The organism is Zarconia sp., assembly GCF_057467645.1.
The window spans coordinates 1-15,589 of record NZ_JBRJXU010000074.1; the positions used below are offsets into that span (position 1 = coordinate 1).

Below are 15,589 nucleotides of genomic sequence, written 5' to 3' on the forward strand. Positions count from 1 at the left end.
CAAGGGGACAAGGGAGACAAGGAGACAAGGAGACAAGGGGACAAGGGGACAAGGGGACAAGGGGACAAGGGGACAAGGGGACAAGGGGACAAGGGGACAAGGGGACAAGGGGACAAGGGGACAAGGGGGGAGAATTTAGCCTCCGATGCTCCCAAAAGCTACCCATCCTCCCAAAGCGGGAACTCCTAACGGTTGGGCAACGACAATAACTCAATACCATCGAGACTCGAAACGAACGTGACTTCCGCTTTGGGCAGGAGAAGCAGATATGAAAGTTTTAGTCTACGGAGTTATTGCCGGACGCGGGGGCATTCAAAGCCATCTTCGCTGGCTGTCGATCGCCCTTGCCGAGTCGGGTATGGAGGTTTTGATTTTAACCCCTCAGCGAATTTCAGAGGGCGATCGGGCAAATTTGAGTGCCAGTTTGAATATCGATGGGATTGAGATTCGTTTCATCGATCCGAATATTTCCCATCCCCGATCGAAAATTCTCGCGAATCTGCGCAAGTTTTTTGAACTCGTCCAAATTTCGAGAAATTTTCATCCCCAAATTTATTTAGGTGTCGGCACGAGTTGGTATTTGAGCGTACTGCCCTTAATCCTGCCCTCATCCGTTCGCAGTATTTTTCACGAAGTCATGTCCGGTATGCGCTCTCAATGGCGGGATTCTCGATGGGGGGTGAAGTGGTGGTTTGATGAAGTGGTGGGACAATCCCCCACCGTCGCGAGCAACTTCGCCAGTAGCTTTGGTTGGCACAAGACAGTTCCGGCGATTCCCGCGATGCCAGAACCCCTAGAACTGACGGCAACGTTACCGCAACCGCCCACCCGAAAAGTCTCCCTCGGACAAGCGAAAGCCGCCCTTTTCAGCCGCTTGGAACCTCACAAACAAGCGTTTTGGCTGGTGCGTCAATGGGATTATCTCAAAGACGATCTGGGTCAACTGCACGTTTACGGTAGTGGTTCGGAAGAAGCGCTCATCCGCAATTACATTCAGGCGCGGGGGATCGGCGATCGAGTCAAGTGTTTCGGGCCCTATCCGGACGGACAGGGATACGTGGATCTCCTCAGTCGTTACGATCTGACATTGCTCCCCACTATCGGTGAGGAAGGCGCCCCCCTGGTTTTGCTGGAATCGATGGCCTGTGGTGTGCCCTTTGTCGCCTACGGGGTGGGTGGCATTCCCGATTACGGGGTGGAAAATCCCAATGCGATCGTCGTTTCCCCGGAACCCGATATGAATCTCGAACCCGATCGAACTCCCGCATTTGTCACTGGCGTCCGGCAAATGGCACAAAGGCTGGCACGGGGGGAAATCGATCGAGACCAGTTACAGCAGTTTTATCGAGAACGCTACTCCTACGCTGCCCTCAAACAGGCGTGGGTCTCCTATTTGCGCCAACCCCCTGTCCCCGAAGCCATTGGCGGGAGTCAGCCATGAAACCCTCACTCCTGGTTGCCCAACTCGGCGCGCGCCGCCATTACGCCATCCCTGAAATTTTGAACGCTAGGGGAATGCTAGAGCTTTTGTACAACGATATCTGTGCGGTGCGCGGATGGCCCCAATACTTGCGACGGATTCCCCCCCGGTTCCGAAGCCCGGCCGTCGCCCGTCTTGCCGGTCGCGTTCCCCGAATTCCCCGCGATCGGATCGCGACATTTTCGGGGTTTGGATTCGAGTACGCGCGCCGCTTGCGCCGGTCGGGTTCCTCCTCGCAATCGATTCCCATCTTTTTGTGGGCGGGGAAAACCTTCGGACGGTTAATTCTGCGCCAAGGTCTGCGGGGGACGGGGATTTACGTGTTCAATACGGCGGGATTGGAACTGCTAGCGGCGGCTAAACGGCAAGGCTTGCAAACAATTCTCGAGCAAACCATCGCCCCCCATGCGATCGAGTTTCGCCTGATGAACGAAGAACGAGAATTGCACCCCGGCTGGGAAGCACCTCTGGAACAGACGGCGTTCCGGCAAGAGTATATGGAACGAGAGCAGCAGGAGTGGGAACTGGCCGATCGAATTCTCTGCGGTTCGGATTTCGTGCGGACCGGTATCGAGGAGTGTGGCGGTCCTAGCGAGCGTTGTGTCGTCGTTTCCTATGGGGTGGGCGATCGATTCGTTCCGTCACCGCAACCTCCCCATCCCGGTCCATTGCGGGTGTTAACGGTGGGTTCTGTGGGGCTGAGGAAAGGCGCGCCTTATATCTTAGAAGCGGCAAAACGGTTGCAGAATAGAGCGGTATTTCGGATGGTAGGGCCCGTTGGCGTTTTACCCCCAGCCATCTCGGCATTGCAAGAACATCTCGAACTCGTCGGCCCGGTTCCCCGCGATCGAATTCTCCAACATTATCAGTGGGCGGATGTTTTTTTACTCCCGTCGATTTGTGAAGGGTCGGCAACGGCGATTTATGAAGCCCTGGCGTGTGGATTGCCCGTGATTACCACGCCCAATTCGGGTTCGATCGTTCGGGACGGGGTGGAAGGATTTATCGTGCCGATTCGGGATGTGGAGAGTATTGTCGAACGGCTCAATTTATTCATGGAGGATAAGACGTTACTTGCAACGCTTAGACATAATATTCGGCAGAAAAATCTCAAGAATAATTTCGATCGCTATGGCGATCGCTTAGTTAAGGCAATCTATAGCATTTCTCAGATGCATGAGCTATGGCGATCCCCCTAAATCCCCCTTTTTAAGGGGGACTTGAGATTAAATCTAAGACCTCACTCACTGGAGAACCGCTATAGTCAAAGCCATCTCAAGATTCGTGCATCGATTTAGGCGTCGGAAATCGACCTATGGTGAACTTCTACCTCAACTTATTTATCGGGATTTGCATCGCGCTGATTGCCTGGGGATTGATGCGTCCGGAGCGGATTTATCAATATCCGTTCATCATGGGAACGATTTTTATCTCGTTTATCGTACCCCAGGCGATCGCTCTTGTAGAAACGCCAGGAGCAGCGAGTTCCGAAGCCATCGAACGAGTGTTACTCATGTGTTGTTTGTGTGCGGGGATGTGTTGGTTGGGCGATCGATCTAAACCCGATCGCAAACTGCTCAAAAAACTCTCAATTCCCCTGAGCGATCGCAAACTACGCAGAGGGGCGATCGTTCTCATTTTTATCGGGTACTTTTTTACGTTTCTGTTATCGCGTACCACGATTCAATTTGCCGCCAATAGTAATTGGACGGGACCGGCAACGATTTATCTCTTTTTTACTAAAGTGCTTTATATTGCCCTGGCGATCATGGCACTTTTAGCCTTAAAGAAACCGACCAAAATCAATATCATCTTAGCCATTATTGCGGGATATCCGATCGTCCAAAATGCAATTTTAATCGGTCGCCGTCAGCCGACGTTTACCTTCTTCATTATCCTGGGCATTTCAGCTTTCTATATTCGCCGAATTTTACCCCCTCGATTCCTCACCCTCGGCTTAATTGTCGCAGCAGCATATATTATTCCACTCTTGGGTCAACTTCGCGGCGACTTTTGGCTGGCAATTTTGAATGGCAATGTCTCGAATATTAATTTCGTGCAAGGGTTAAATCGGGTTCTCGAAGGAGAAATTTTAGAATTGAGAAATGCTGCCATGTTAATGGATGCAGCGGTAAAAACCGGTCAATATGGCTATGGGACTGGATTTTGGGATGCGATCGTCTTTCAATACGTTCCCGGACAGCTTCTCGGTTATGGATTTAAAAATTCATTGCAATTTCATCTCACCAACTTCGATACCAACAGTTTATTAGGCTACAGTATCCCGAATGGGTCTACCACCACTGGGATTGGAGATTCATTTTTAGAGTTTGGCTATTTTGGATGTCTGATTTTTTACGGTGTCGCCTATTTTTTTAAACATGTTTGGATTTCCGCACTTTATCATAATAGTCTTTTGAGTCAAATCCTCTATGCTAGTTCTTGCAGTTCGATGATGGTGGGAGTTACCCATGGCAATCAACGATTTTTTCAAGAAATTATATTTCAACTAATTTTTGTGGGCTTCTTGGTTTATTCATCGCGATCGAAAAAATATCCCAGTACGGCGCTTGCCAATCTTCAATAAGCTTTGAGGATTTTGAATTTTACCAAATTATCAAAAAGCAGAATAAGGAGAACATTGATACGATGCTCCCAACTCACACTCAAAAATATACCCATCCTACATCTAAAGATAATGTTGCAAACGCCTCTAATCCGAAAATTGCCGTTCGCGATTCTAAGATTCAGTTTGTTACCCAATTTTGTCAAGGAAAATCTGTTTTAGATATCGGCTGCGTTCAGCACGATCCGAAAAACTATCAAAGTCCGTATTGGCTGCACAAAGCCATCCAACAGGTTGCCGATTCGGTTATCGGAATTGATATTGATACCGCGGGAGTCCAATATTTAGTCGATCGAGGATTTAATATCGTCGTTGCAGACGCACAACATTTTGACCTTCAGCAAAAATTTGATGTACTTGTTGCGGGAGATATTATCGAGCATTTAGAAGATTTACAAGGTTTCTTATCCTCTTGCCGCCATCATATGCATGCAGAGAGCAAACTTTTAATTTCTACACCTAACCCTTGGTTTTGGAAACATACCGTTCGCGCGGCCTTTAAAACTGAATTTTGGACAAATCCCGAACATACTTGCTGGTTTTGTCCGCGAACCCTGCGACAACTCGTTCGCCGCCACGGTTTCGACATCGGAGACATTGTCTTCGGATCGAGGTATTTCAAAGAGCGCATCATGCCGTTACCCCCCGCCTGGAAGCATACCAGTTTTCATGCTGAAGTTTCGATCGCACCTTAAACTCCCCAAAAGCAAGAACTCTCACATTATTTAACGGGACAGAAAAAGAGGTGCAAAAAGAGGTGACGAAAAAAATTGCGATTCTGTTTACCAACTACGGTCCCTATCACCTATCTCGATTAGAGGCTTTTCACCAACATTGTCAAACCCGTTATTGGGAGGTAACGGGACTTGAGTTAACGAGATCGGGAGTAGATTATCAATGGAAAACTACTCTCGAAAAGATTGCCTGTCCGATAATTTCGTTAACCTCAGAAGAAGAGTTCTTTCACCTGAGTTGGCATCAGCTTGTTCGTCAGCTCTATCATCGCTTATCGAAACTGAATCCAGATATTATTGCAATTTCTGGATATGCCAGACCTGCGATGTTAGCCGCTTTATTTTGGTGTCAGTGGCATCAAAAAATCGCAATTTTATTTTCCGAAACTCACGAACGGGATGCGAAGCGGAGATTTTGGCGAGAAGGAATCAAAAGTGCGATCGCCTCTGGGTATCGTGCGGCATTAGTGGGGGGTCAACCTCACAAGTCTTATCTAGAAAAACTAGGTTTTCGATCCGATCGCATTTTTACGGGATACGATACTGTGGATAATTCAGTGTTCGATCCGCAGAAAAATCGATCGTTACCCAGACCTGTTAAAAAGAACTATTTCATTGCTATATCTAGATTTATTCCAAAAAAAAATATTGCATTTTTGCTCGATTGTTATTCACAGTATCGAACAAACATAAAGAGCGATCGAACCTGGGATTTAGTCTTATGCGGGGATGGGGAATTAAAGGCTAAAATCGAACGCCAGATTCAGCAACTCCACCTCCAAGAGTTTGTTTGCACGCCAGGTTTTCTTCAACAAAACGAGCTGCTTCCCTACTTCGCGCATGCAAGCTGTTTCATCCATAGCAGCACCGTAGAACAGTGGGGACTCGTGGTAAACGAGGCGATGGCATCGGGTTTACCGGTGTTAGTCTCCAATCGTTGCGGCTGCTTTGAAGATTTAGTCGTGGAGGGGGTAAATGGTTTTGGGTTCGATCCGGAAAATCGCCAACAACTTATCGATTTAATGGTGCGAATGAGTACGCAAGAAATCGACTTACAAAAAATGGGACAGGCAGCATTAGAGCATATCCAGAACTTTTCACCGGATCGCTTTGCAAGGGGTTTAATCGCGGCAATTGAAGCGGCAATAAAAGGTGAGGAAACATGAAGATTTTAATGGTCATTCCGGCTTTAGGAAATGTATACGGTGGACCGTCCAATAGCGTGGTTCAGCTTGCGGAAGCTTTGGGAAATTGCGGCGTGCATCTCGACTTAGTGACCACCAATGCCAATGGGAAAACGAGTTTAGACGTACCGCTGCAAACGTGGCTCGATCGACCGAATTATCGCGTGCGATACTTTCCGGCTTGGAATATTGGCGATTATAAAATTAGTCTGTCATTCAATCGATGGGTTTGCAACCATATCCAAGACTATGACATCGCCCATACAAACGCAATTTTTTCCCCTTCGATGTTATCAGTCTATCGAGCTTGCCAGCAATATAATATTCCTTATCTCGTGACTCCCCGGGGGATGTTAGAACCTTGGGCGCTCTCTTATAAAGCCTGGAAAAAACGGCTCTACTATCGGTTATTAGAAAAACCGGCTCTCAACCGCGCAAGTGCAATTCATTTGCTCGCTTCCTCGGAACTCAATAGTGTAAAATTGCTCAATCTAAAACCACCATTATTTGTAATTCCAAATGGTATTCGAGAGCGTGATTTTTCTCACCCTACTACTGCCGATATTTTTTACAAAAACTTCCCAGAGACTCAAGATAAAGCAATTATTTTATTTCTCGGACGAATCGACCCAAAAAAGGGACTCGATTTACTCGTACCAGCATTTGCCAAAGTTTGCGATCGATTTTCTAATACTCATTTGGTTGTTGCCGGTCCCGATAATATTGGTTTTCTACCCACTGTTCGCCAATCTGTTCGCGCAGCAGGTTGCCTGGAATCGGTAACATTTACTGGAATGCTCGATCGAACTCTCAAATACTCGGCTTTGGCTGCGGCAACCCTTTATATCGCACCATCTTACTCGGAAGGTTTTAGCATCTCGGTATTAGAAGGAATGGCATCGGGTTTGCCTTGTATTCTGAGCACCGGTTGTAACTTTCCCGAAGCGGGTGTCGAGGGTGCGGCTCGGATTGTCAATCTAGATGCGGAAGAAATTGCTCGTGCTTTAATAGAATGTTTGAAGAACCCGCAGCAGGCAAAAGAAATGGGCGATCGCGCGCGAAATTTAATATTCGAACGATATACATGGAATCAGATTGCAGCTAATTTAGTGAGTAGATATCGTGAAATAATTGAAAATAAAATTATTTTCAAAAGCTACGCTCGATAAATTATAAATTTATTTTTTTTAATAGATAATGCTAGAAAAAATTACACCGTTAATTTTAACTTATAACGAAGCACTAAATATCGAGCGCACGCTCAAAAATCTAACTTGGGCAACACAAATAATTATTGTGGATAGCAATAGTACTGATGACACGCTGAAGATTTTGCAACGTTATCCGCAAGTAAAAATATTTCAGCGAGACTTCGATACCCATGCTAACCAATGGAACTACGGTTTAGAAAAAGTCGAGTCGGAGTGGGTTCTATCTCTAGATGCCGATTATTTCGTTAGATATCGACTCCTCGAAGAAATTGAATCTTTATCTGAAATAGATTCGATCGATGGCTATTCGATCTCGTTTAAATATTGCGTTTGGGGTCATCCCTTGCGAGGAACGTTACTCCCCCCTCGGATTTGTTTGTTTAAAAAGAATAAAGCTATTTATGTCGATGACGGACATACGCAAGTGCTACGAGTTGAAGGTCGGTGCGATCGGCTATTGTCTTATATTTACCATGACGATCGCAAACCCCTAAGTCGATGGATTTGGGCGCAAGATCGCTATATGGTACTCGAAGCCAAAAAGCTGCGAGAAACCCCTGCCAGTCAACTGAGTCGAGCCGATCGAATTCGCAAGTACAAAATATTTGCTCCCTGGCTCGTTTTGGTATACTGCCTAATTTTAAAAGGTGGAATATTTGATGGTCCGCCGGGATGGTATTATGCATTGCAACGGGTATTTGCAGAAATGCTACTCTCGCTACGGCTAATGGAAGCAGAATACCTAAACGACGATGGCTACCCGTCTCACAAAGAGTATAAAGACAAAGAGTATAAAGATATTGGCGATCGTGGATAAAAAAAAGGGCTGACTGTTAAAGTCAGCCCATCTCAAATGGAGGTTTGAAACAGTTAGTTAGGATTTTGTCAAGATCTATCGATATTGACGGGCGATGTATTTTTTGAAGGCAAAGTATTGAACGCTATTCCATTCAACTAAGGGAGCTTGAGCGATCGAATTGAGTCCGACAGTGGCGAGTAACTGCTGCCACTGAGCCTCTAAATTCACATCATCCGGATTCGCGCGGCGTTGCTCGGCCATCGCAGCCAAGGCATCGTACCAGAGCGCAGACTCGTTATAAACGGCGATTGTCTCGCTAGGAGAAGTTGCCGTCTGAAGCTTGGCTTCAGTTGTCTCCGATTCGATGCGCTGAATCCAGCCTTCAACGTGAATGTCCGCACTGCGATCGTTCGGGTTGCAGATGGCGGAGAAATACCAGTGATAATGTTGACCCACTTGCAGCTCTAGCGAGGCTTCATCTTTAAGGTCTATCTGGACAATTCCAGATCTTGCGGGTGCACTCAGAGTTTTTGTATAGATTGTATTGCGCTCGACATCCTGCAATACGAATTCAAGTTCGATTCGTTCCGAGGTGGCGGGAACGTGGAAAAAGAGAGACGGACTACCGGAGATCGTCGCACCGGCGTTCGTTTCGGGAATCAATGCAGTCAGAGCACTGCCAACAGTCGCACAGTCTCCGCGAGTGCCGCCACCCTCTCGTCTACCGGGAGTTCCCATATCCGCCGGTGGGCTAAACGCATTCCACTCATTGCCAACAATCTGGCTCGATTCCCCAAGGCTATCCGGGTAGGATTCACTCATCCCCGGTGCTGCAAACAGCCCCAGAGACATGGCGATTGTCAAAGGAATCAGAGACCGAGTCAATTTTTTCCGAGTCATGATAAACACTCTCAATATGTCATTTTTGTGCAATTAAATGAGTGTACGTGCTGAAAATCAAAGGTTGCTATCTATCCCAATTATATTGGACACTTCCTCGAATTAAGTAGAGGAAAACACGTATTTTTTAGAGCTTTTATAAAATACGAAATTCCTTGCACAAACCTTACAAACACGGAATCATCGCCATATTCAGTGACGTTAGTATGGGAAAAGAATATACCCACCGTAGGAATCAAATGCCGCAAGCGCCTGTCGGCATGGCTGCACTAAGAAGACTCCTACTCCGAATTGATAAGTTAGGGGGTACTTGATTTTTTTTCAACTCTCTTAGGACAATTTAGTCCGTTTGTGTTTGCGTGCGTGTATGCGGAGTGCACAAACATTTTGCTCGCGTTCCCAACGATCGCGCAAAAAAAATGTCCTCACCAGTCGAATTTTTGTCAAAATACCACTAGAAATTCATAGCGATATCGACAAAAACCGCGCTCGAAGCCGATATGAGACTCAAACCCACCAAATTTTAGTCTTTTGAGTTGGAAGCATCGATGGGCTGCCAAATTTTAATGATGCCTTCCGCACTACCACCCACGATCGCCTGCCCTTGAGGCGCGATCGCCACCGACATCATCGCACCTGCCTCGCCGGTGAGAACTTCCAGGAGTCGATCGCCTTCAAAATCCCACAATCCGATGGTCCCGTCGGTACTGGCACTGGCGAGGGTCTTGCCATCGGGGGAAAAGGCTACAGCCATCACCGCACCGGCATGACCGATGGGTTGAGATTTTAAGGTTTGATGAGCCACATCCCACACCCGCAGGGTTCGATCGCGACTGGCACTGACAAAGTACTTGCCGTCGGGGCTGAATGCGACATCGGTAACGGGTTCTGAGGTTTCGGCAAAGGTCCGGGTTAAATCTTGCAGGGGTTTGCCGGTAGTATTGAGCTGCCATAGCTTGAGGGTACCGTCCGCGCTGCCGCTCACCAGCAGGGAACTATCGGGGCTAAAGGCGATCGCGTCTACTCGACCGGAATGCCCCGAATAACTACCCAGAAAGGTGGCGCTGGGGCGTTTGCGCTTGCCGGTGGTTTTGAGCTTCCACAGTTTAATAGTTTGGTCGAACCAGCCGCTTGCCAGGATTTGCCCGTCGGGACTGATGGCAATCGATCGCACCGAACCCGCATTTTCTGAGTCGTCGGTGAGGGTGCAGACCGCTTTTTGCTTTTCCAAATCCCACAGTTTGATGGTTTTATCCCAACTGCCACTGGCAAGGTATTTGCCATCGGGGGTGACAGCAATGGCGATCGCCGGACTGGTATGTTCGGCCAAGATGGCGATGGGTTCGCGAGTCTTAAGGTTCCACAGTTGCAGGGTTTTATCGAAGCTACTGCCAATCAGGGTCTGACCGTCGGGGGAAACGGCCAAATCGCTTACCCAATCGGAATGGTCGGTGAGGGTGGCAATACATTCCCAACTCGGAGTCTCCTTGAGGGGGGTTTGCAGGAGTTGGGTTTGAGCTTCCGTGAGCGGTACAGTTTGGGGTTCCGTTGACGTTACGGTTTGGGCTTGAGCTTGGATTTGGGGTTCGGGTTGAGATTCCGCGTGGGTTTGAGGAGGTGCCTCGACGCTGAAGCTAGGCAGGGCAATCGATGAGGCGATCGCTTCGGATACTGGCGCTTCTTCTTCTACGGACTGAGCCGATCGCGTTTTGTTGCGGCTGACCGTAAAAGAGGGTGCGGTTGCAGTTGAGTAGGGGTGCGTTGCATCGTATTCCCCAACCCAACCCCCATTGAAGGAGTTTGAGGAAAGATTGGAAATGGCTTCTTCTTGGATATGGAAGTTGGGGTCTCCCCCTTGAAATCGATCGGTTTCTAAGTGCTGTTGTTCTAGGTGTTGTTGCACCAGGCGGACGTGACTGTAGAGGCGATCGATTTCTTGTTCGAGAACGCTCACTTTCGTCGCCAGGTGAGAGTTATTTAAGTAATCCACCACCCCCGCCAGGGAATCCCGCACGCTGGTGTATTGCTCTTGCAACTGAACGATTTCTTGGTACACGAGTTGCAAATCGTCGAGTTGCGACAATCGCGCCTGGCTGAGAGTAGGCGGTACGGGGCCAATTAAAGGAGTACTCCCATCGAGTTTGGGCGCGACGGATTCGGGTAAACCTTGCCTCTGAGGCCCGAAAGTTTGTATATCTTGAGAAAGTTGCTGGTGAACCCGGACGATTGCCCCCATCATTTGTCGCTGCATCACCGCGTTAAGCCGGCGACGGTTCACTAAGTTTAGCAACAGCGAACAACATATCGGAACGCTGGCATAGAGAAACTGACCCGAAAACGCAGCCACGGCCGAACCGACTGCCGAACTCGCCCAGCAGAGATATTCTGTCGCTTCTAACCGATTGGAGTTACTCAACGGTCTTATCCTTTTGTCGATGTCCCCGGTATTTGACTGGCGATCTCATCAGGACAAAGAAGTTTTCTTCTTTTGTTTATAGAACAGCTTCGATCGCTTCAGATGAAAACGATCGCCTTTTCGGATCTACTCCCCATTCTGCCACTCGATCGCCCGATCGAAACTTACCGTTGCGAATTGTCCGGGGCGATCGGATTTTATCGCAACCGCCATCACAATTCGGATACTGGTGAAGGTGGGCAGTTCGATGGTTCGTATCAAAGTGAAAACCCCGTGCAAAAAACTGCCCACCCTACAAATTTCTGGGCAGTCACCCATTAAATTCGATCGGGACTTACGCAAATTCACCTCGCCAACACCATGTGTAGGGGCGAATGGCATTCGCCCTCGATTGATGTAGTGCTCGTGCGGAAGTCCTATTGATGAGGGAATGGGATGAGGAAGGCGAGTCAAGGTTTGTAGATTTCGATGAGGTTCCCATCCGAACGTTGCATCGAACTGGGGTTCATCCCTTGGCTGTGTAGATACGCCTCCACAGCCTCTTCGTGTCGATTCAGATGGAATAGGGTTAAACCTCGAAACGACTGGAAATACTGTAATTTTTTCGTTGAGAGTTCGAGTTCGATCGCTTTTTCGATGGCGTGACGATATGATTCCAGGGCTTCGGGATACCGTTTGAGGCGATCGAGACAAATACCTTTTAAGTTCCAAATCTCTGCCACTTGTTGGGTATCGCTCTGGTATTCTAACGCTAGATCGTAGGAGCCAATCGCAGCGTCATAGCATCCGAGTTCCTGCAATGCCCAACCTCGAAGACCCCAGGCTAGTGCATTCTCTGGGGAAGATTGCAGCACTTTCTCACAACAGACGATTGCCCCTTGATACCCCTCAAAAACATCAGAAATTAAGAAAGCATCGGACCCCAATTCTCGATCGCAGCCTTGGATATATTTTTCAAACGCAGCTAGTGCTTCCTCATAGCGGTTCAATTTTTGCAGGCTCAATCCTTTCTTCCCCCAAGCCCAGGAATCTTTAGGATTGAGTTCGAGGGCTTTTTCAAAAGCGGTGAGTGCTTCCTCGTGACGTTTCAGTCGTTGGAGGCTGAATCCTTTCGTTCCCCAAGCCCAGGAATTTGTATGGTTGAGTTCGCGGGATTTTTTCAACGCAGTGAGTTGTTGGAGGCTCCATCCTTTCTGCTCCCAAGCCCAGGAATCCTTGGGATTGAGTTCGAGGGCTTTTTCAAAAGCAGTGACTGCTTCCTGATGACGGTTGAGTTGTTGAAGGCTCCATCCTTTCTGTCTCCAAGCCCAGGCATCCTTGGGATTAAGTTTGAGGGCTTTTTCAAAAGCAGTGACTGCTTCCTGATGACGGTTGAGTTGTTGGAAGCTAAATCCTTTCTGCCCCAAAGCCCAGGCATCCTTGGGATAGCGTTTTAGACATTTTTCAAAAGCAGTTATCGCTTCCTCATAACGTTTCAGTTTTAGAAGGCTTCGTCCTTTCTTGTCCCATATCCAGCAATACTTTGGGTCGAGTTCGAGGGCTTTTTCAAAAGCGGTGAGTGCTTCCTGATGACGGTTTAGTTCTTGGAGGCTCCATCCTTTCTGCTCCCAAGCCCAGTAATACTTTGGGTCGAGTTTGAGGGCTTTTTCAAAAGCAGTGACGGCTTCCTCGTGACGGTTTAGTTCTTGGAGGCTCCATCCTTTCTGTCTCCAAGCCCAGTAATACTTTGGATCGAGTTCGAGAGCTTTTTCAAAAGCAGTGGCTGCTTCCTCATGACGTTTCAGACCTTGAAGGTTATGTCCTTTCTTCCCCCAAATCCAAGAATCATCGGGATTAAGTTTGAGACATTTATCAAAAATGATGAGTAATTTTTGATATCGCTCATTCTGGTTTTTAACTTTGAACCAGGATTCTGTTGTATATACTATGAATCCCAGGAAAGAACCGGCAGCTTTAAAAATTAATTTCGGCTTGTAACTTAAGTAAAAAAGACCAACAACTAATAAAAATGAGGCGGTATAGGTGCGATCGAAGAATTTCCAGCCTTTCACCACCCAATCTTCGGAAATCCCTAAATTCTCGAGAATTGTCATTACCCCATCAAACATGGGATTAAAAACAATTGCCGTCGCCGGAACAAATAAGGGCAAAATAAATAAAAATATTAAACCCATTAGAGAACCCCATCCAAATAGGGTTTTATTCTGCCATTTGGATGGAAACCAGGCGTAGATAACTCGAAAACCATCCAGCGGCGGAATGGGTATCAAGTTAAGCAGTGTCATCAGACACTGCAACTCAATAAAAAAGGCTAAAAATCCAGAAATCCAGGAAGGTGCTTCCCGAGCGATGCTGAGGTGAAAGACTGGTACGAGTAATAAACCAAATAATGCACTTCCCATGGGTCCGGCGGCAGCCATCGCACTCTTCCAGAAGTGGTTCCGAAGCTGTTCTTCTTCAATATAAACTGCCGCACCGGGTAGTATTAAACCTCCCGCAGCAAAGGCAAAACCCGGCAATATTAAGCTCGTAATGGGGTTAAAATATTTAATGGGATTAAAATTTAAGTATCCCTTGTCTTTGACCGATTTATCTCCTCCCCAATAGGCAACGATCGCATGACCGAACTCATGCACGCTAATGGCGATAATCCAAAGCAGAAAGCCAAAGATGGAAACCAGAAGTTTTTGGAGATTGAGATAAGAGTTATTTTTGATGATTTTACCTTGACGAGTCAGATAAACGGATTCCGGAATTTCCGAACCGCGCGTTGCTTGGGCAATGCCATATTCATCAAATGGAGAACAATTCGTAAATTCAATTGGAATTGAAATTTTTCCCGTGCGATCGATATATCCGCATTTATCATCTTGGAGAATTTTTGCAAATCCATGATGAAACCGATGAGGTTCGATCGTTTTTGAAATTCGATACGAGTTAAACTCTAGAATTGTTGCATCAAAATCTGGCTCACCAAACTGAGCGTTAGCTGAATCCGCCCAAAAATCTTGACGATCGAGTTGGTCAAATTTGAAAGGTACAATTAGCTGACCCGAAGAATCAATAAAGCTGTATTTCCCCTTCAATATAACCAATGCAAGACCTTCAAAAAAGTCATCGGCATATTCGAATTGTGGCGAAGCAATAAACTCACCAGTTTTATCGATATATCCCCACTTATCCTGAACTTTAACTGCTGCAAATCCCTCCTGAAACAGCCGACATTTTTCAAATTTTAAGTCGATCGCCACTCGACCAGTCTCATCTTGAAATCCACATTTTGGTGGAATTATAAACATGGCAGACTCTGAGTCTGCGGGGATGGGATAATCGATTCCTCTATTCTTTTGATTTAGAGAGGGTTCCCAAACGATTGCCAGTCCCTCCTGAAACTCTCTGGCTAACTTCGGAGGATTCCAAGGGTAAGAGCCAATTATTTTGTTTTGTCGATCGCGGTAAAAACTGATTTTCGGTGATTTTTTAAATTCTATCCGAATTCCCTGAAAAAATTTATCGTCATAGTATGAACCACCAGAAATGTCTTGAATCCTAACCCATTTACCTTGTGTATCGATCGTCCCGCGATAATCTCCAGAGCGAACCCTAGAAACTCCTTCAGAGAAAGCCGTAACTGCATCAAAGCGGCAGCGAATCACCTGTTTTCCTTCACGATCGATAAATCCCCACTTCCCATACTTTTGGACGCTCGCCAACCCGTCAGAAAAAACCTTCTCATCCTTCCCTGGATAACCTAGATTGCTCCCTCCAACTCCATCAAACTGTGGGGGAATACTGAGTTCACCTTGTGAGTTCACAAACCCCCATTTATCCTCGACTTGTACTGGGGCCATTCCTTCAGAAAACCGTCCCACCCAGTCATACTCGATGGGAACGATCGTCTTTCCTTGCAAATCGATCGCCCCCCACTTGAGATCGACTCTTACAGACCCAAAACCCTCTAAAAATTCCCATGCATAGTCGAACTGAGGCGGAACCACCAATTTTCCAGCTTGATTCACATAGCCGTATTTCCCATGGGAGTGAATGGGATATAAATTGGTGGTTGGACCGGGATGAAAGACGATCGGCAAACGAAATGCGATCGTACAAACCCACGCCGCTAGGAACAGAAGCAGCAATCGCAGGAGTTTAGGGAGGGTCATCTTGAGTTGGAGAAAAATGAGAGTCCAAGCAGAAATTACACCTTGGGTCTATCTGAATCTCGATCGCACTGGCTAG

The 15,589-nt window shown here is 47.2% G+C and carries 11 protein-coding genes; 7 read left to right on the top strand and 4 right to left on the bottom strand.

Annotation, left to right across the window (positions count from 1 at the left end):
- Nucleotides 1-268: 268 nt before the first annotated feature.
- The 7 genes from AC2215_RS10575 (at nt 269) to AC2215_RS10605 (ending at nt 8,052) form a co-directional block, all read left to right on the top strand.
- Nucleotides 269-1,441: a glycosyltransferase gene (locus AC2215_RS10575; protein ID WP_486809957.1), complete on the top strand. Its 1,173-nt coding sequence runs from the start codon at nt 269-271 to the stop codon at nt 1,439-1,441.
- Nucleotides 1,438-2,679, top strand: a complete 1,242-nt coding sequence (locus AC2215_RS10580; RefSeq protein WP_486809958.1) for a glycosyltransferase family 4 protein — start codon at nt 1,438-1,440, stop codon at nt 2,677-2,679. Before AC2215_RS10575 ends, AC2215_RS10580 begins: the two co-directional genes overlap by 4 nt.
- Before the next feature lie 116 nt (nt 2,680-2,795).
- Nucleotides 2,796-4,067: a hypothetical protein gene (locus AC2215_RS10585; protein WP_486809959.1), complete on the top strand. Its 1,272-nt coding sequence runs from the start codon at nt 2,796-2,798 to the stop codon at nt 4,065-4,067.
- Between the two features lie 62 nt (nt 4,068-4,129).
- A complete protein-coding gene (locus AC2215_RS10590; protein WP_486809960.1) occupies nt 4,130-4,801 on the top strand; it encodes a class I SAM-dependent methyltransferase in 672 nt (223 codons plus the stop codon).
- Nucleotides 4,802-4,863: 62 nt separating this feature from the next.
- Nucleotides 4,864-6,006 carry a glycosyltransferase family 4 protein gene (locus AC2215_RS10595; protein ID WP_486809961.1) on the top strand — a complete coding sequence of 381 codons (1,143 nt, stop codon included), beginning with the start codon at nt 4,864-4,866 and terminating at the stop codon, nt 6,004-6,006.
- Nucleotides 6,003-7,193 (top strand): glycosyltransferase, encoded by a 1,191-nt coding sequence (locus AC2215_RS10600; protein ID WP_486809962.1) that lies wholly within the window; start codon nt 6,003-6,005, stop codon nt 7,191-7,193. Before AC2215_RS10595 ends, AC2215_RS10600 begins: the two co-directional genes overlap by 4 nt.
- Nucleotides 7,194-7,221: 28 nt before the next feature.
- A complete protein-coding gene (locus AC2215_RS10605) occupies nt 7,222-8,052 on the top strand; it encodes a glycosyltransferase family 2 protein (protein ID WP_486809963.1) in 831 nt (276 codons plus the stop codon).
- 75 nt (nt 8,053-8,127) lie between these two features.
- Here AC2215_RS10605 and AC2215_RS10610 read toward each other — a convergent pair whose 3' ends face one another.
- The 4 genes from AC2215_RS10610 to AC2215_RS10625 all read right to left on the bottom strand — a co-directional run bounded on the left by AC2215_RS10610 (nt 8,128) and on the right by AC2215_RS10625 (nt 15,513).
- Entirely contained in the window at nt 8,128-8,934 is an 807-nt protein-coding gene (locus AC2215_RS10610) for a DUF928 domain-containing protein (protein WP_486809964.1), read from the bottom strand.
- 523 nt (nt 8,935-9,457) lie between these two features.
- On the bottom strand, nt 9,458-11,350 hold the full coding sequence (locus AC2215_RS10615) for a WD40 repeat domain-containing protein (protein WP_486809965.1): 1,893 nt from the start codon (nt 11,348-11,350) through the stop codon (nt 9,458-9,460).
- Between the two features lie 126 nt (nt 11,351-11,476).
- Nucleotides 11,477-11,611 (bottom strand): hypothetical protein, encoded by a 135-nt coding sequence (locus AC2215_RS10620; protein WP_486809966.1) that lies wholly within the window; start codon nt 11,609-11,611, stop codon nt 11,477-11,479.
- A gap of 188 nt (nt 11,612-11,799) precedes the next feature.
- Nucleotides 11,800-15,513, bottom strand: coding sequence for a WG repeat-containing protein (locus AC2215_RS10625; RefSeq protein WP_486809967.1), 3,714 nt, complete (start codon nt 15,511-15,513; stop codon nt 11,800-11,802).
- Between the last annotated feature and the right edge of the window lie 76 nt (nt 15,514-15,589).